General features: G+C 61.3%; 18 protein-coding genes and 1 pseudogene. 8 read left to right on the top strand and 11 right to left on the bottom strand.

Going from position 1 to position 16,646, the window contains the following annotated elements:
* Positions 1-69 precede the first annotated feature (69 nt).
* The 3 genes from QP164_RS19395 to QP164_RS19385 are packed head-to-tail and all read left to right on the top strand — an operon-like array spanning position 70 to position 1,620.
* Positions 70-372 carry a hypothetical protein gene (locus tag QP164_RS19395; protein ID WP_333924330.1) on the top strand — a complete coding sequence of 101 codons (303 nt, stop codon included), beginning with the start codon at positions 70-72 and terminating at the stop codon, positions 370-372.
* 4 nt (positions 373-376) lie between these two features.
* Positions 377-820 carry a cupin domain-containing protein gene (locus QP164_RS19390; RefSeq protein WP_333924329.1) on the top strand — a complete coding sequence of 148 codons (444 nt, stop codon included), beginning with the start codon at positions 377-379 and terminating at the stop codon, positions 818-820.
* Complete coding sequence (locus QP164_RS19385) at positions 817-1,620, top strand: VOC family protein (protein ID WP_333924328.1); 804 nt, start codon at positions 817-819, stop codon at positions 1,618-1,620. Before QP164_RS19390 ends, QP164_RS19385 begins: the two co-directional genes overlap by 4 nt.
* Here QP164_RS19385 and QP164_RS19380 read toward each other — a convergent pair whose 3' ends face one another.
* From QP164_RS19380 to QP164_RS19340, 10 genes are all read right to left on the bottom strand, one after another.
* Entirely contained in the window at positions 1,621-3,396 is a 1,776-nt protein-coding gene (locus QP164_RS19380; RefSeq protein WP_333924327.1) for a glycoside hydrolase family 15 protein, read from the bottom strand. It lies immediately after the preceding gene.
* The gene (locus QP164_RS19375; RefSeq protein ID WP_333924326.1) at positions 3,393-4,379 is read right to left on the bottom strand and encodes an SMP-30/gluconolactonase/LRE family protein; all 987 of its coding nucleotides are present in this window, start codon (positions 4,377-4,379) and stop codon (positions 3,393-3,395) included. Before QP164_RS19375 ends, QP164_RS19380 begins: the two co-directional genes overlap by 4 nt.
* A gap of 36 nt (positions 4,380-4,415) precedes the next feature.
* Complete coding sequence (locus QP164_RS19945) at positions 4,416-4,703, bottom strand: hypothetical protein (RefSeq protein WP_443027493.1); 288 nt, start codon at positions 4,701-4,703, stop codon at positions 4,416-4,418.
* Positions 4,631-5,257, bottom strand: coding sequence for a Brp/Blh family beta-carotene 15,15'-dioxygenase (locus QP164_RS19940; protein WP_443027492.1), 627 nt, complete (start codon positions 5,255-5,257; stop codon positions 4,631-4,633). The genes QP164_RS19945 and QP164_RS19940 overlap by 73 nt, the downstream gene beginning before the upstream one ends.
* Positions 5,254-5,955, bottom strand: coding sequence for a bacteriorhodopsin (locus QP164_RS19365; protein ID WP_333924325.1), 702 nt, complete (start codon positions 5,953-5,955; stop codon positions 5,254-5,256). The genes QP164_RS19940 and QP164_RS19365 overlap by 4 nt, the downstream gene beginning before the upstream one ends.
* Before the next feature lie 447 nt (positions 5,956-6,402).
* Entirely contained in the window at positions 6,403-6,798 is a 396-nt protein-coding gene (locus tag QP164_RS19360) for a sulfite exporter TauE/SafE family protein (RefSeq protein ID WP_333924324.1), read from the bottom strand.
* 165 nt (positions 6,799-6,963) lie between these two features.
* Positions 6,964-7,089: a hypothetical protein gene (locus QP164_RS19355; protein WP_333924323.1), complete on the bottom strand. Its 126-nt coding sequence runs from the start codon at positions 7,087-7,089 to the stop codon at positions 6,964-6,966.
* A 52-nt stretch (positions 7,090-7,141) separates the two neighbouring features.
* On the bottom strand, positions 7,142-7,654 hold the full coding sequence (locus tag QP164_RS19350) for an MgtC/SapB family protein (RefSeq protein WP_107963382.1): 513 nt from the start codon (positions 7,652-7,654) through the stop codon (positions 7,142-7,144).
* Positions 7,651-8,721: a molybdopterin-dependent oxidoreductase gene (locus tag QP164_RS19345; RefSeq protein WP_333924322.1), complete on the bottom strand. Its 1,071-nt coding sequence runs from the start codon at positions 8,719-8,721 to the stop codon at positions 7,651-7,653. Before QP164_RS19345 ends, QP164_RS19350 begins: the two co-directional genes overlap by 4 nt.
* 59 nt (positions 8,722-8,780) lie before the next feature.
* A complete protein-coding gene (locus tag QP164_RS19340; protein WP_181321202.1) occupies positions 8,781-9,872 on the bottom strand; it encodes a YeiH family protein in 1,092 nt (363 codons plus the stop codon).
* A 4-nt stretch (positions 9,873-9,876) separates the two neighbouring features.
* Between QP164_RS19340 and QP164_RS19335 the strand changes: the two are divergent.
* The 4 genes and pseudogenes from QP164_RS19335 (at position 9,877) to QP164_RS19320 (ending at position 15,256) form a co-directional block, all read left to right on the top strand.
* A pseudogene (locus QP164_RS19335) lies at positions 9,877-10,859 on the top strand (LysR substrate-binding domain-containing protein).
* Positions 10,860-11,402: 543 nt separating this feature from the next.
* Positions 11,403-12,839: a GGDEF domain-containing protein gene (locus tag QP164_RS19330; RefSeq protein WP_333924321.1), complete on the top strand. Its 1,437-nt coding sequence runs from the start codon at positions 11,403-11,405 to the stop codon at positions 12,837-12,839.
* A gap of 403 nt (positions 12,840-13,242) precedes the next feature.
* Positions 13,243-14,676 carry a sensor histidine kinase gene (locus QP164_RS19325; protein WP_333924320.1) on the top strand — a complete coding sequence of 478 codons (1,434 nt, stop codon included), beginning with the start codon at positions 13,243-13,245 and terminating at the stop codon, positions 14,674-14,676.
* On the top strand, positions 14,666-15,256 hold the full coding sequence (locus tag QP164_RS19320) for a response regulator transcription factor (RefSeq protein ID WP_333924319.1): 591 nt from the start codon (positions 14,666-14,668) through the stop codon (positions 15,254-15,256). The genes QP164_RS19325 and QP164_RS19320 overlap by 11 nt, the downstream gene beginning before the upstream one ends.
* A 2-nt stretch (positions 15,257-15,258) precedes the next feature.
* Here QP164_RS19320 and QP164_RS19315 read toward each other — a convergent pair whose 3' ends face one another.
* Positions 15,259-15,999 (bottom strand): HWE histidine kinase domain-containing protein, encoded by a 741-nt coding sequence (locus tag QP164_RS19315; protein ID WP_333924318.1) that lies wholly within the window; start codon positions 15,997-15,999, stop codon positions 15,259-15,261.
* A gap of 354 nt (positions 16,000-16,353) precedes the next feature.
* On the opposite strand from QP164_RS19315, the gene QP164_RS19310 reads away from it, so the two are divergent.
* Positions 16,354-16,646 (top strand): curli assembly protein CsgF (locus QP164_RS19310; RefSeq protein ID WP_333924317.1); only part of this gene is annotated, 293 nt, incomplete at its 3' end.

Below are 16,646 nucleotides of genomic sequence, written 5' to 3'. Positions count from 1 at the left end.
TCTCGTTCGATCACGCGGTCAGCCAAGCACAGCAGGTTTTCTCCTCGCTGGCTCGCCATCGCCGTGCTGATGGTCGGGCTCTTCATCGAGATCGTCTGCTGCGGCGCGATTGTCCTAGGCGTCGCCGACCGCGCTGCCGCCTTCGTCGTTGCCGGCTACTGCGCCGTGACGGCGGTGCTGTACAAGCAGTTCTGGAAGCCGGGCGACTTCTTTGCCGATCCGGGCGGCAAGGGACGCACCCTGTTCTGGGACTTCCTCAAGAACCTGTCGCTTGGCGCCGGTTTCCTTCTCCTCATCGTCGGCACCGATGGGTCAGGGCTCCAGCCTTTCCTCGACGCGCCGTTCGCCTCCAGCCACCCCTATGGGAGATAATACCATGTCCGATGCCGGACCCAAACCCTCCGTCCCCTATCAGCATCTTTACACCGACGAGAACGGCGTCAGCCGCTTCAGCGAATGCGCGCTGACCGATTACGAGCTGAAGGGCGTCGGCGATGCCGATCCCCAATGGAACGACAAGATGGATCGCGGTGAGGCCACTGTCGTCTTCACCGTACAGCCGGTTGGCTGGGTCGGCGACTGGCACGAGAACCCCGCTCCCCAGTGGATCGTGGTGCTTTCGGGCCGCTGGTGGATCGAAGCGATGGACGGCACGCGCATCGAACAGGGCCCGGGCGAATTCTCGTTCGGCGGTGACCAGAATTGCATCGAGAAGGACGGCAAGAAAGGGCACAAGTCGGGTACGATCGGGGACGAGCCGTGTCGCCTGATGACGGTGCAACTGCACCGCGACCCGGTCGGACCGTGCGAGCTCAAATGACCTTTGCCCGCATCGCCGCGTTCCGATTGGTAACGCAGCAGCCCGACGTCCTCGTCGCCTTCTATGCCGCGCTGGGCTTCACCATTGGCGATCCGCGAACGATCGACGACGGTGAACTGGCGATGCTCGGCATCGTGGGCGGAGGGATGCGGTGGTCAATGTGGCTGGGTGGGGCGACGGTTGAGCTCGATTGCTACGATCTGCTTGGCCGACCCTATCCCGCCGATGCAAATGCTGCGTCCATCTGTTTCCAACATCTCGCCCTCGTCACCGACGATGTGGACGCGGCTTGGTCGGACGCCCGATCGGCTGGTGCGACGCTGATCAGTGAGGTTGGACCGGTAACTCTGCCCGAGTCATCAGGTGGTGTCACTGCGGTCAAATTTCGTGATCCGGAAGGGCACCCGCTCGAACTGATCAGCTTCCCCGACGCAGTAGAGAAGGGCTGGCACGGCAGCGGGATGCTCGGCATCGATCACAGCGCAATGGTCGTGAGCGATCTTTCAGCGAGCCAAGCCTTCTACACCGCTCACGGCCTGACCTGCGGCGATGCGACGCTCAACCAGGGCAGCGAACAGATGGCGCTCGACGGTCTGGAAAACCCGGTCGCCGATGTGGTGCCGATGGAGCCCGCCGCGGCGCCTCCTCATGTCGAGTTGCTGCACTATCACCAACCACCCGGTGCATCTTCCAAGCCCGTCGCGGTCAACGACGTCGCAGCGACGCGGATCGTCTGGCATGAGGGCCCGCCGGCTCTGCTGCGAGATCCGGACGGGCATTTACATCAGACCGGCGGCTGATCAGACTGCGCCACGCTGTACCACCGGGCGCGATAGGAAGAGAGCAGTGTTGACCACGCCCAGATGGGTCAATGCCTGCGGCACATTGCCGATCAGCCGGCGCGTGGGGACGTGGAACTCCTCACTTAGTAGCCCGACGTCGTTGCTAAGGCCGATCACCCGGTCGAGCATCGTCGCTGCCTCATCCCGCCGGCCCTGCATCGCCATGCAGTCGGCAAGCCAGCATGAGCAGGCAAGGAACGCCCCTTCGTCATGACCATCGCCCTTCGCCGCCTTGCGGCGAACGAGCCCGCCTTCCATCAACTCGCGCTCCACAGCCGAGATTGTGCCGGCGATACGCGGGTCGTCGGCAGGCAAGAACCCGACAAGGGGCAGCAGGAGCAGCGAGGCATCGAGCGTCTCGCCATCATAGCGTTGCACGAAATGCCCTGCGCTGGCCGAGTAGCCTCGTTCACACACGGTCTGGTGGATCTGTGTCCTTAGGCCACGCATGCGCCCAACCAGTTCATCGCCTGCGGCGGCCCGCATGACGTCGCTCTCGACGAAATGGTTGATGCCGACCCACGCCATCGCCTGCGAATATGTATAGCAGCCCGGGTCGCCGCGGCTCTCCCAGATGTCGGCACCGGGCTTGTCCCAGGCACCCTCCAGATATTCGATCAGCGCGATCTCCACCGCGATGTCACGTGGCGTGCGCTCCACACCGGCGCGGGCGCCAACATGGAAGCTGTCGATCAACTCCCCATACACGTCGAGCTGGGTCTGGTCCGAGGCGGCGTTGCCGACCAGGACCGGTTGCGCACCGCCGTGGCCCTTCAACCATGTCGCTTCATATTCCTGCAATCGACGCCCACCGTCGATGCGGTACATGATGCGCATGTCTTTCGGATCACCCGCAATCGCGCGCAGGATCCAGTCCCGCCAGCGGATTGCCTCGTCACCGAAGCCGGCGTTCAGCAGTGCGGTCAACGTGAAGGTTGCATCGCGCAGCCAGCAGTAGCGGTAATCCCAATTCATGGCGCCGCCTGGCACCTCAGGTAGACCCATCGTGGCCGCAGCGACCAGCCCGCCGGTTCGCCGGTCGATGAGCGCCTTGAGTGTAAGAAGCGAGCGCTTGAGCGGCGCACCCCAGCGATCGGGTGCATCGAAGCGGCCGATCCAATCGCTCCACGCCTTGTCGGTCTGCTTCAACAGCCGCGTCGTGTCAGGCTTCTTTGGCAGCTCGGCATAGGAGGGTGCATAAGAGAGCGCGAATACGAGCCGCTCCCCCTTCTTCACGCGGAAGGTCGCGCGCGCATCACCGTCAACGGCCTCCAATGCACAAGGAGCATGCAGGACGAGTTGATGTGACCCGGCATCGGCGCATAGGCCACCATCGAACGGCCGCATCCATGGCGGTACGCGGCCATAGTCGAAGCGGGGGCGGAGAAGGCTGGCCATCTCGACCTCGCCCGACAGACCCTCAACCATCCGCACGACCATCGGTTCGCCGTCGTGCCACGGCATGAAGTCGGTGACCCGCACCGCGCCGCTGTCGGTCGAATGATCGGTCTCGAGGATCAATGTATCGCCGCGATAGCGGCGCTCCACAGCCATCACGAACCCGGTCGGGGCGATCTGCCAGCAGCCATTGCCCTGATCGCCGAGCATTGCCGCAAAGCAAGCGTCGCTGTCGAAATTCGGCAGGCATAAGAAATCGATAGACCCGTTGCGCGCAACCATGGCCGCCGTGCGTCCGTCGCCGATCAGAGCATAGTCCGCGATGGGAGAGGTCATACATTAGCCTTTAGATCGAGGGCGAGCAGGCGGGTGCCCGCTGCGATAAAGAGGCGGCGCCCATCAGAGCCGCCGAAGCATAGATTGGAAACCGTTCCGTCGATCGGGACAAAGCCGAGCCGGCGTTCCTCCGACGACCAGATGTGGACGCCGTCTTCTGCGCTTACCCACAACCAGCCGCGTGCGTCTGTCGTGAACCCGTCAGGATAGCCGTGATTGGTTCGGCAGAACCGCGTTCGGTTACCCCAGCTACCGTTCGGTTGGCGGTAGAAGCGTGACACCTCGTGCTTCGAACCTGCCGCAAAGCCCGGCACTTCGCCCAGCGACAGCGAGGTGTCCGAGACGTACAGCGTCTTCCCATCGGGGGACAGCGCGACGCCGTTGGGCTGTTCGAAGTCGGCGACCCGTATGAGTTCACCATTTGCGGGATCGAAGCGGTAGACACTTCGGTGATCGAGCTCGGGCTCAGCGAGCGCGCCCTGGCTCGGCATGACGATGCCGAAGATCGGATCGGTGAACCAGATCGATCCGTCAGGTGCCACCGTCACGTCGTTGGGCGAGTTGAGGCGCTTGCCATCATAGTGGGTGATGATCGGTTCAGGACTTCTTGCCAGGTCGGAAGGCGAACGGCTGATACAGCGACGGCCGTGCTCGCAATGCCAGACCGCCCCATCGGGCGCGACAGCGTTACCGTTCATGAACCAGGTTGCATCGATCGCGACCTCGACACGGCCATCCTCTTCATACCACGCGTTCAATCGGCGGTTTGGAACGTCCGAGAAGAGGAGACGACCATGGGTTCCTTGCCAGGCAGGCCCCTCGGCATGAATTGCGCCCTCATGCAGCACGAGCAAGGGTGCATCTGGCGATAGAACCTCGGCAAGCCGGGGGTCATCGATCTGGCAGCCGCGGAAGTGATCGGCATGCTCAATGGCACCAGAACGCCGAAGCAGCTTGCCGGGCAGAAGGTCAACGGACCTCACACAAAGCTCCTTTGCTTTCGCGCGTAATGACCGACGTCATGCGTTTACTTGAGCCTTGATGCCGTGGGAGGCCGCTAGCGCTGAAAGCGGTGATCGGGCCTCGAACCAAGGCGTAACCAGAAGGTGAGGCACGGCGAGTGCTGCGATACCGGCAAAGAGGCCACGTACACCGCTCGGATCGAACTGCAGGAGCAACCCTTCGACAACGCCGGCCAGGAGCACGGCAGCCACGAAGATCGGCATCACCATCTTCAGATAGACCAAGGTGCTGTCGCACCCCAGTCGGTCACGGCGCTCCGTGGTTTGTGGCAAGGCATGCAGCACCAAAAAGCCAATCGTGAAGCCGATGAGTGGGGGAGCAGTACCAGCGCGCCGATACCCAATGCGAGGTGGAAATCATGCCGACGCCAAGCGAGAAGCAGCAAAGCCGTACCGGCTAGACCGCCGATGATAGCAAGCATAGGGGTCAACGCCGCCAACGTAGACGCCGAACCGCCCGCCAATCGCAGGAGGCTCGTGTAGTGTGCGGAATGCAGCGCCGCTGGCGTCAGGATTAGAGCTAGGCCTCGTGCAACTCGCTCCGCCGCTGTTCCATCGCGAGCATCCTCGATGCCGAAATGGATCGCGGACGCCAGCAGAAAGGCTGGCAGCGCGATCGCCGGATCGTTGATCCACCAAAGCAAGGTCGACAGAGAGACCAGGCCGTAGGCCGCTAGAAATAAGGGCCACCGTCCTCTCGGGACGGCGGCGAGGTCACCGGCGCCGTGGACCATGCCCACGACGCCGATGCCCGAAATCGCAAAGGCCAGCTGGACCGGCAAGGCGGCGGCAGCGGCAAGCGCGCCTCCCACTACCAACAGTGCGATGCTGCGGCTCACGAACGGCGATCGTGTTCGTGCAGCGCCTTATCGAGGTTGCTAGCCGCATAGAAGGCGTAGATCACCTTGGCGACAATATCCATGACGAGGATCGCCCAGACCGATGCCGGATCGGTGATGATCTTCAGGCCCTCGGGGCCGATCAGGAACACCAGCGGGTAGAGGAACCAGACAACGGTCAGGAAGACGATGTTCTTGCCATAGGCTTGGCCCAACGCACCACCGCGCTCGGTCGCCATCGACCGGAGCGGCCCCCAGAGCAGGTACAGCACGCCGAGGAAGGCGACGCACGACCACAGGAACCAGACCCACTTGACCAAAGGCGTTTCTGCCAGCGACGAGATTAGGCCGGTTTCCACCATCAGCACGTCCAGGACGATGATCGAGGTGAGATAGCCGCCTACCTCACCCGTCTTGCCGCGCTCGTGGAACGCAAGAAGCACCAGGCTCGACAGCAGGATAGGCGTCGTGAAGGTCCAGTCAGCATAGCGAGCAAAATATGTCGCCGAGCCATCGGCATTGACGAGGGTGCCAATCCCGAAAGCCATAGCGAGATAGGCCGTCGCCGCGATGAACGGCACGGCTGCGTGAAGAAGCGTGTGGTGAAGTGACGGGGGCGCCTTGCTCCCCCTCGCGTAGATCGCCAGCGAGGCGAGCGACATGACCGTAAAGCCGATCATGAAGGCGGTTTGATCCATATGGCTGACCCCTGTTCAGGGTGGCCGAATTTCCACCCTTCAGGTTCTAACGCAAATCAGTGAATTTTGAGCCAGAGGCGCAACAATAGCGACAATCAACCGATTGGGCCGCGTCGGTGATTGATCGACTTTATCAACAGCCACGTTCGGTTGTGACACTGAGCGCATCATTGCCGCTCGCGCCCCATTTGGGCCGTTCACTCGATCGGTATGCATTCCCAAAACCGGCCGTTCAAACCGCTCGTCCAATTCGCGTTTTCCCATGTCCGACCGGCAATTCGGAAAAATCCAATCGGGAACAGATTTTGGGAAACCGTACCCGGAAGAGACGTGCAGCGCGTGTATCAACGGCCTTGTCCTGTTTGACCTTCTTTTTCGGGAAGGTCGATTTGGCAGAGAGCCTCCCTTTCTACCCTGTCACCCCATAATGATCATTTCGACTGCTATCTACGCGAGTAGCACCATCACGAACTGGCGGAAGCGGTCGACCGGCAAACGTTTGATGAGTAACTGTCCGGCCCAGGTGCCTGCGATCATTGCCAGGCCCATCGCAATCGCCAACGGCCAGAAGGTCGGCCCGAGGTCGAATGTCGCACCGTAGACGACCGTCTTGGGACCATGCATGGCTACAGATGCGACTGCATCGCTCGCGACATAAGCGAGCGGCGGAAGGCCGAGACTTAGGAAGACCGCAGCACCAAGCAGCCCGGCGCTTCCAACCAGCCCCGACAACAGGCCGGTGACGCCTCCGCCGATCACCAGCACCCGGCGTGATGGCTTGCGGAGCGGATCGAGCCCGGGATGGCGATTGTTCCTCACCACCGGCGGGCTGGGCGGCGTCACGACCTTCTCGACCTTCTCGCTGGAAGCGGCCGTGCTTTAGGAGAGAGCCGAAGTCGGGCAAGCCGCCCTTTATGTTGTCGGATCGGTTGGGCTGGGCGTGCTCGCGCTGTTCGGCGGCCTCGCTCTCGTTCGCTCCTTCAGCCCGGCTTAACGGCGCCAACCGGCTCAGGAGCGATCATCTTCCTTGACGTTGTCAACCTTCGCCTTGTCTTTGGCGCGGGCCAACTCCTCCAGCTCAAGAATCTCGGCCGATCCTTGCGTAGTGGGCTTCTTCTTGTCGATGTCGCTCATGAAGTCCTCCGTCTGCAAAACTACTGGTACACCGTTTCGCGCCAAGGATTATTCAGGGTTTCTGCTCGGCGTCCCGCCGGTCCGCTTCGGCCGGGGTCTGCCGGGCGCGTTCGCGGATACGGCGTTCGAGCGGTGCGCCGACGAACAGCACGAGCATCGCCAGCAGCAGACCGCCCACAAGCAGTGGCCACACCGCCAATCCCGCTGCCGCTCCGAGCGTCGCTGACACCCAGATGCACGCCGCCGTTGCCAGCCCATGCACCTCCTGCCCGCTGCCGACGCGCAGGACCGCGCCCGCGCCGATGAAGCCGACGCCGGATAGGATGCCCTGCATCACCCGACCTGCTGCATCGGCGTTCACGTTCGGCAAGCCGCTGTGGACGATCGCCTGGACGGCGATGCAACTCGCGAGCCCGACCAGCCCTAGCGTCCGCAGACCCATGATCTGTCGGTTCTCGCGTGACCGTTCCCAGCCGAGCGTCATGCCGGCCGCCGTCGCCACGATCATCCTGCCGATCGCGTCGACCCAGAAGGCGAGATCGACCGACAAAGGCGGCGGATTCACTCGACCAGCACGTGGACGTGGTGCCAGGCCGTGCAGAGGTATCCGGCGAAGTTCCACATCGTATCGGGTAGTTCGGGCTGACCCTGACCCGCATCGTCGAACGCGCGCACCACAAGGTGCTGGCGCCCCTTGGGCAGTTCCGCATCGAGTGACCAGCGCTGCCAGCTCCACTGCCCGTCCGGATCGTCGGAGAAATCGACCTGCCGCCAGTCTCGACCGCCGTTCAGCGACACCTCTACCCGCGACACGCCGCGCTCATAGGCGACGGCATAGCCCTTGATCCGGACCTTGCCCGCGGGCAGGCTCTCGCCCGAACCAGGCGAGCAGATCGCGGCGTTGAGCGGCATGGCGTTGATCGTCAGCCCTTGCGTCCAGTCCGCCGTCTCGCTGGTCACGTCGGCCGGAAAAAGCTTGTAATCGTGCGCCTGGATCGGCGCCTCGGAGGGCGTGTCCTTGACCTCGATCCGGGTCAGCCACTTGGCGCTACGCACGCCAGCATAGCCTGGCACGACCAGACGCAACGGCGCACCGTGCTCGGATGCCAGCGGTTCGCCGTTCATCGCCCAGGCGAGCAGCACGTCGGGCGCGCGCGCCTTGGTCATAGCGATCGAGACGCCGAACGGTGCCACCTCGCCTTCCACATCCACCTCGTCAGCGCCGGTGAAGCAGACGAACAGGTTGGACGCGTCCGATGCTCCAACTGCATTCAACAGGTCTGCGAGCCGCACGCCCGTCCACTCGGCATTGCCGATCGCGCCTATGTCCCATGGATCGCCTGAAGTCTTGCCCACCTGTTGGAGATCGGTCCGGCGGTTGCCGGCGCATTGAAGCACAGCCGTGACAGTCCGGACCGGAAAGCGCGCCTTCAACTCCGCAATCGAGATGGAGCACTCGCCCACACTGATCCCGCCCACCTCAATCCGGTGATCGGCCGGCAGGTCCGGCACGGGCCCATGGCTGCGCACATAGAACAGGTTCTGTGGCGTCAAAAACCGCTCGATCAAGGCGCCGGGCACCGGCTCGGCGTTGTAGGGCTCGGGGTTCCGCTCTATCATCAGCTCGCTCATGCTATTGTAACGCCTGACAATCGGTTTGGCCTCGGCCTCATCCTCACTATCTTGCCCGATCATGCGATGTGCAGCGCGGCCAGCAGCGTCAGGCTGATCGCGGCCAAGCCGAGCAACGACAACACGACGGCCATGGTCACGCGGCCCCCGGCCTTGGCGACGGTGCGGACGTCCACGCCGAGCCCGAGCGCCGCCATGGAAACGACGGTCAGCAGCGTGGCGCTCCGGCCGATCGGCGCGATGGCGACGGTCGGCACCAGACCTAGCGAGCGGCAGGCGACCAGTGCGAGGAAGCCGATGATGAACCAGGGCACGAGGTGGGCGAGGTCCATCCGCTTGGCCGTAGGCGCACCGGCGACGAACTCGCCTTCGGGAACCGACTGCGGCGCGAGACGAGGCGCCACCAGCGACAGAACAAGGCACACCGGCCCGAGCATCAGCACGCGCACCAGCTTGACGAGCGTACCCATCTGCACGGCGGTGGCGCCCAACGGCGAGGCGGCTGCGATCACCTGCGGCACGGCATAGACAGTGAGCCCGGCGAGCGCCCCGAAGGCGAGCCCGCCCATGCCGAGCGCAATCGCGAGCAGTGGCAGGCCAAGCACTACCACCACACCCAGTACCGCCGTGAACGCGATCGAGGCAGCTACGTCGTCGCTGTCGGCGCCGATTACCGGTGCCACGGCCGCGATGGCGGAGTTGCCGCAGATTGAATTGCCGCAAGCCACCAGCAGCGCCATCCGCGTTGGCAAGCCGAGCAATCGGCCGATCCCAAAGCTGAGCAGGATTGCGCTCACGACCACGCCGGCGATACCGGCGAGGAGCGGCAGCCCGGCCGCCAAGATGGTCGCGGCACTGACCGAAGCACCGAGCAGGACGACCGCCACCTCCAGTAAGTATTTGGCGCTGAATGCGATGCCTTCGTGCCACCTTTCATCCGGGGTCCACAGGCTGCGCACGGCGGTGCCGATCAGGATGGCGAGCACCAGCGCCTCCAGCCACGCCTTGCCGGCCAGTGCGCGCTCGCCCACCTCCAGCGCGTAGGCCGAGCCGGTGACGGCGAGGCAGAGGCCGACGCCGGGCAGCAGCGCGGGCAATCTGCTAGTCTGGACGGTCGGGAATATACGATCGGGATAGGCAAAACTGGCCACGGCGGTGTTCCTTCCGTCGCACGATCTAAACCCTGCCTACCGATCGCTCCAACTTAGCCTTGTTGTCATTCCGATCGTCAATCGTGATCGGTTTCTATATCAGGTGCGGTGTGACACTGGAGCAACTGCGCATCTTCGTCGGCGTGGCCGAGCGCAAGCATATGACCGTCGCGGCGCGGCCTTAAACGTCACGCAGTCAGAGGCTTCCGCAGCCATCGCCTCGCTTGAGGAGCGACACGCAACCAAGCTCTTCCACCGCGTCGGGCGCGGCATCGCTCTGACAGAGGCCGGACGGCTGTTCCTGACCGAGGCTCGCGGAGTTCTTGCGCGGGCCGACGCGGCCGAGACGGTGCTGGAGGAGCTTGGCGGACTGAAGCGGGGCACGCTGCGCCTCGTCGCCAGCCAGACCATCGCCGTCTGCTGGTTGCCGCCCATCCTTTCAACTTTCCATGAGCGCTATCCGGCGATCAGTATCGAACTGTCGATCGGCAACACCGGGCAGGCCGCGGTACACGTCAATGACGGCAAGGCCGATCTGGGTATTGTCGAGGGCGAGATCGAAGATCCAGCGTTGGCGCATTGGCCGATCGGCGAAGACCAGCTGTTGCTCGTCGGAGCACAACCTTTCGCCGACATCGACATCGACGCGACATGGCTGCGACGAGCGCGCTGGGTGCAACGGGAGCCTGGATCAGGCACGCGATCGACGTTGAATAGCGAGTTGCGCGGCTTGGGGTCGATCCGGCTGCCCTCGACGTGGCGCTGACGATGCCGTCTAATGAAAGCGTCCGAACGGCCGTGGAGGCTGGGGTGGACGTTGCTGTCCTGTCGGCGCTGGTGGTCGACCCGGCCATCAAGGCAGGTCTGTTGCACGTCGCACCGATCACATTCGCTCCTCGCCCCTTCTTCGGGCTGCGGCATAAGGAACGCTATCGCACGAAAGCCGCGGATGCGCTGTTGGACGTGATCGGGTTGCAGCGGCGGTAGGTACGCATCGGCATTCTCAAAACGCCATCCTTTGTGGGACCGCCCGCGATCGCCATCTCCTTGCTGAAACCTGTCTGACCGCACTCCACCAGATTTGCGCCATAGTAGGACGGGACATCGCCCACGAGCGGCCGGATCTGGCAGTAGCTGTTGTTCAGCAGACCGTGCCGGGACGACGCCTTTGTCCCTGAAGGCATCGATTACGGCGGAAAACCCTGTCGCCATCCTGGATGCACGACAAACGGGTGATTTCGGACGGTATCATGTCGATCGTCGAAAAACGCCGTCGCTAACCCAGAGTGGCGACTATCGTGTGTTTTGCGACAGGGCGGCGCGGGCAGTTCAAAAGAGGCCGGACCGCTGACGCCCACAACCCGACGCTCAGGCTGGTAAGCCGGCCCCCGACAACGGCAATTCGTTCAGCTTCAGATTTTTGAGGGTCGAGCCAAGTAGGGTTGTGATCTTTGCCGGCGCACCCCCGATCGAAATGCGGCAGCGATCCTCTTAACTACGTTGAAACCGATCCGGCCGCATCAACGGATGATGGCTCACAAACCTTGGTCTATCAAGCACTTCGACAGCACTTCTGTCCGGTCCTGGCTTGTAACCCTCTCACTCTATTTGATTGCTGCCACCGCTACGATTCACCTGACAAGCGACGGTCGCGACATCGCGACCATCTGGCCTGCCAACGCAATTCTGCTCGCGCTGCTACTGGCGGACGACGAGCCACGCTTGCTACCCATCCTTACTGCAGGCTTTTTTGGCAACGTCGCCGCGAATATGTTGACGCGCGGCACGCTCGCTGCGCCACTTATGTTCTCAGTTGCCAATCTTGTTGAAGTTGTGATCGCAACACAGTTGATCGGTCCTGCTCGTGCAAAGGCCGGCTTGTTAGGATCGACTGAGGCTACGCTGCGATTTCTCATTGCAGCGGGATTAATCGCGCCGTGTATTAGCGGCCTACTTGGCGCCGCCACCGCCTTTTTCGTTTTCGGCGAAGCGATCGGCAAATCCTTCCCGGTCTGGGTCGTTAGTGACGGACTTGGGCTAATTGTGTTTACGCCAATCTTCTTATCGGCCTTTCGACGCGAGTTCATCGAATGTTTTCGCAGCAAAACATGGCGGCTGCGATTTGAGATGATTTCACTTTTGTTGCTAACTGGTCTCATCGCGTACGCAGTATTTTTCATCGCAGCCCGGCCACTCCTATTTGCGCTCTTCCCGCCAATCATGCTCGTGACATTCCGCGCTGGTCGGCTTGGAACTAAGTTAGCGCTAGTAATTGTCACGCTGATCGGCGGCGCCGCCACAATGGCGGCGCAAGGGCCGATCGCCATGATCGCTGATGGTCCGATCGCGCAGGCGCAGCTGTTCCAAGCGTTTATTGCAGTCCTCCTAGTCACTTCGCTTCCGGTCGCTGCCGAGGTGACGAAGCGTGCCCGTCTCACCGCCGCGCTTGCCGAGCATGATAAGGAAATGATGGAAAAGGCTATTACAGATCCCCTGACCGGACTTTTCAATCGCGCTGGGTTCGACCTGATGGTAAATCACCAGTTCCACCGCCGTGATGAATTTGTTCCAATTAGCCTGATAGCTATCGACCTCGACTATTTTAAGTCGATTAACGATCGTTGGGGGCATCACACGGGCGATCTTGCCTTATGCCACCTTGCCGGCATCCTAAAAGCGCAGGTCCGTTCAAACGACGTAATTGCGCGGCTAGGTGGCGACGAATTTCTGATACTTCTCCCGAACAGCGATCTACGTCAGACGGATATCATTGGCCGGCGTATCTGCGACGCGGCTCGTGACGAGCCGTTTGCGATCGATGAGACTTCGGTTGCACTGCTCAGCTTAAGCATCGGTATCGCCGCGGCATTGCAAGGCGAGAAATTTGCCGACCTTGCCCGCCGCGCCGATCAAGCCCTTTACGCCGCTAAGGCAGCTGGCCGAAATGCTGTTCGTACGGCATCGTAGCGCTACGCGTCCGGCAGGCGCTGAAACCCAGCTCCCCGCGTCCCAGGCGATTGTGTGGTTACGGGGAGCGTTGATCGAAAGCAACCAGTCCGCTTTACTCTCCAGCTTGGACATTCCCGAAAGTCGATTGCTCCCGCGAGCGCTCTCCTCTGATTGATCACGCCACCAGTTCCTGACGGCGTGCCGACCGCCTTGTACGCGCCAGCATGTTTATGATCGGCCCGCCGTTTCCGGCTAGGTGCCAATCCAGCTAAAGGTCCCTTTTTAGGTGGCCGCGGCGCAGTGTAGGCGAGGCTACTCACACTCCGTAATTATACGCATAGACCTGACGCGTCGTTCACGTAAACTCGCCGAAAAAATGGGTCACAATCAAAGACCTGCAGGTAGAGGAACTGGGGACACCATGCACCGTCTTTTGGGCATCGTCGACCAACGGCTTGAGGTTCCGGAACGACCAAGCAGGATGCTCGCCGCTGTTCTTCTGAGCGGTTGCTGCATCGGCTTATCGACAATCGGCAGTCGGCTCGCAGGCATTGATTTGCCCTTCGCGTTCGCTCTTGTCACCGTCGTTTTTGGCGCCTTTTGGTACGGCGCGCTGAACGCGAGCGTAGTTGCTATGACGACCATACCCGCCGCTGTGGTACTCAACGCCGATCACCCCTTCGTGACGCCAGCCAACACCGTCGCCGTAGCACTCTTCTCCACCGTGCTGATAATATTCGGCGGCCGCATAACCACGCTGCGCAGTCGTGCTGACGCTGAAGCAAAGCGCTGCAGCCGGCGCGAAGTTTTTCTCCAGTCGATTTTCAGCGCAACGCCAGCCGCCATGTTGATTGCGGACACACAAGGCGAGGTCGTGGCCATCAACGCCAGTGCACGCTTGATACTTGGCATTGATATGAACGAAGGTACTAATCTTCGTCTTGCAAATGTTTTTCCAGGCGACCAAACGAACATTAGCGGATCTCGCGTCATTGATCGCGGTGATGGGCGGCGTCTAACACTTTCTGTTTCCAGCGTGGCAATAGCGTTAGATACGTCGGAACTGCAGACAATCTATATTCACGACGAGACGGAAGCCATCACGGCAGCCGATCAGCTTGCCCAACTGCAGGCCGAGCTACTCCAGTTGGGGCGTGCGACGGCGCTGGGGCAACTCGGATCGGCAATTGCGCACGAAGTGAACCAGCCGCTTGCCGCTGCCGCCAACTATGCGAAAGTTGCGCAGGTCGCTCTTGAGCGCGGGTGCCCGGAAGCAGAAGTTCGTGAGCCGCTCGATGCCGCCCTACGCCAGATTTTCGGCGCTGCTGCCGTTCTCCGACGGCTCCGTGACTTCATTCAGCGCAGCCCGCTCCAGCCACAATGGGTCGATGCTCGCCAAGTAATTATGGATAGTACAAGGATTGGAGCTATGGCGGTTCGACGTGCGGATGCCGAGCTAACCCTCTTGATTGCTGACGATCTCGGCGAAGTCTTTATTGACGCGACGCAGATCCAGCAGGTCGTCCTCAACCTCCTGTCCAATGCGGCGGAGGCGGTCACCGATGCCCAGATACGACGCATCGAATTGAGAGCGACAGCCGACATACCGGACCGATGCACGATTACGGTAATCGATACCGGTGCGGGAATTGCGCCCGGATTCGAAGACGACGTCTTCGTTCCGTTCCGTACGACCAAACCTGACGGCTTGGGCGTCGGATTGTCCATATCACGGACAATCGTGACAGCTCACCATGGGACGATTGCCGGCGAGACAAACGAGGGAGGTGGTGCAATTTTTTGGTTCACACTGCCACGACGCGCGACGCCTGAAAGGATGGCTTATGCAGCGTGAGCACATCGTCTACATCATCGACGACGAGCCAGAAATGTGCCGGTCAATCGAGCTGCTTCTCGCTATCGAAGGCTTCCAAACTCGCTCTTTCTCCAGCGCCGAGGCATTCGTCGAGCAGATGCCCCACCTTCCGGTCGGTATCATTCTCAGCGACATCGCGATGAAGGAAATGAGCGGTCTAGATCTATTGCAGGCTTTGCCGTCGCTCGACCGTACCGACCCCGTGATCCTCATCACAGGGCACGGCGACATCCCACTCGCTGTGACGGCCATCAAGTCCGGTGCTGCCGACTTCATTGAGAAGCCTTTCGAAGCGGCTAGGCTGTTGGAGTCGGTCAATGCGGTACACGATGTCGTGATGCGCTTGTCCACCCGCGAACAGTGCATGGCATCCCTGTCTCGGCGCGAACGTCAGGTGCTCAAGCATATCGTCCGCGGCTTGACCGCCAAGCAGACCGCCATCGAACTGGAAATCAGCCCACGCACAGTCGAAACCTATCGTCAGCACCTAATGGAGAAGACAGGCGCCACCAGCCTCTCACAGCTCGTGCGTTTCGGCATTGAGGTGCACATCGATTGACGTCAGCCATAGGACACTTCGTTGTCTTCGAACTCAATTGAAAGTTGATAATCGAGCCCTGTTGAAGGCAGTTTGAAAACCGCGTTACAACGGCGATTCACCGATCCGACGTCGCGCAGGATGCGACTACCGAAACCTTTTGGACCCATCGCATGCACCGGTGCGCCACCAGTTTCACGCCATGACAGTTGCAGGGTGCACCTCCCTAAATCTCGATTTGATACAACGCACCATCGGAGGTGAACTTCGCCAAATCGTCCGCGCAGCGAGCCGTGTCGGATCGCGTTTGCGCCAAGCTCATGCAGTATGATCGCAACCAGATGCGCCCAGCGCGCCGGAATTGATACGGGCGAACCAGAATGATGAATCCTGGGCTGTTGCGGATCGTCGAACCGGTTCATGACCTGCCGAGCAATGACACCGATTGCACAGCGATCGCCTTCAACTTCACATCCAACCCTAGCTACTGCATCTAAACTTCGCAGACGATCTAGGAAGCGGTCTACCACGGGATCGTCGATTAGCTTCCCAAGCGACTGGTGAGCGATCGCCAACGCCAATGCGACGATATTGCGCGCGCGATGCTCGCCCTCCCGGTTGGTAACTTCGCGTATCATATCAACTGAAGAATCGGTGGTCGTCAGTTCGAGGCATAGCTTTAAGGATTCGCCGGCAAGACCAAACGCGGGGATCGTTGCTGCGGCGTTGTGCGCCGGAATTGACCCCGATGTACGCCAGATCACCTGGTCCGCCCCATCGAGCAGTCGAGCGGGGATTGAGATATCCGATAAGGCAATCCCGACCCAAGGTTCGACAGGCGGGGTAAGGCCGGATCGGTCAGAGTGCCGCGCATCCACCTAACCATCTCCTCGTTAGCCGGCGATGCTCGAGGATCGGGCGCTGCCGAGCAGGTGAGCTAACGTAGCCGCGGATAGGTGAACCACGACAGTCCGTAATAATACGAATGTGGGACGTACCGGCATCCGTAATCACACGGATTTTCGCCGATTAAAAGCGGGAGTAGCCCAGCTCGCAACAGGGAGAGAGCGATGCGGACCAGACATCTCGTTGCGGCGACGTCCATAATAGGATTGTCAGTGGCGCCGATTCCCGCCTCAGCATCTGAACTCGTCTATACTCCTATCAATCCCTCATTTGGCGGTAATCCTTTCAACTCGGCACATCTGCTTGGCGTCGCCACTGCACAGAGTAAGTACAAAGATCCCACCGCGCTGAACTCAAGCGATCCCGCATCGCAGTTTCTTCGGACGCTGCAGAGCAGACTGCTTTCGTCGTTAGCCACCCAGATTACCGACGTGATCTTTGGCGATAATGCACAGCAAAGCGGACTAATCCGCTTCGGCGATCAGGAGATCTCGTTCGTCCGCGG

The organism is Sphingomonas sp. LR59, assembly GCF_036855945.1.
GTDB lineage: Bacteria > Pseudomonadota > Alphaproteobacteria > Sphingomonadales > Sphingomonadaceae > Sphingomonas.
This window is presented reverse-complemented; position numbering and strand designations above follow the sequence as displayed.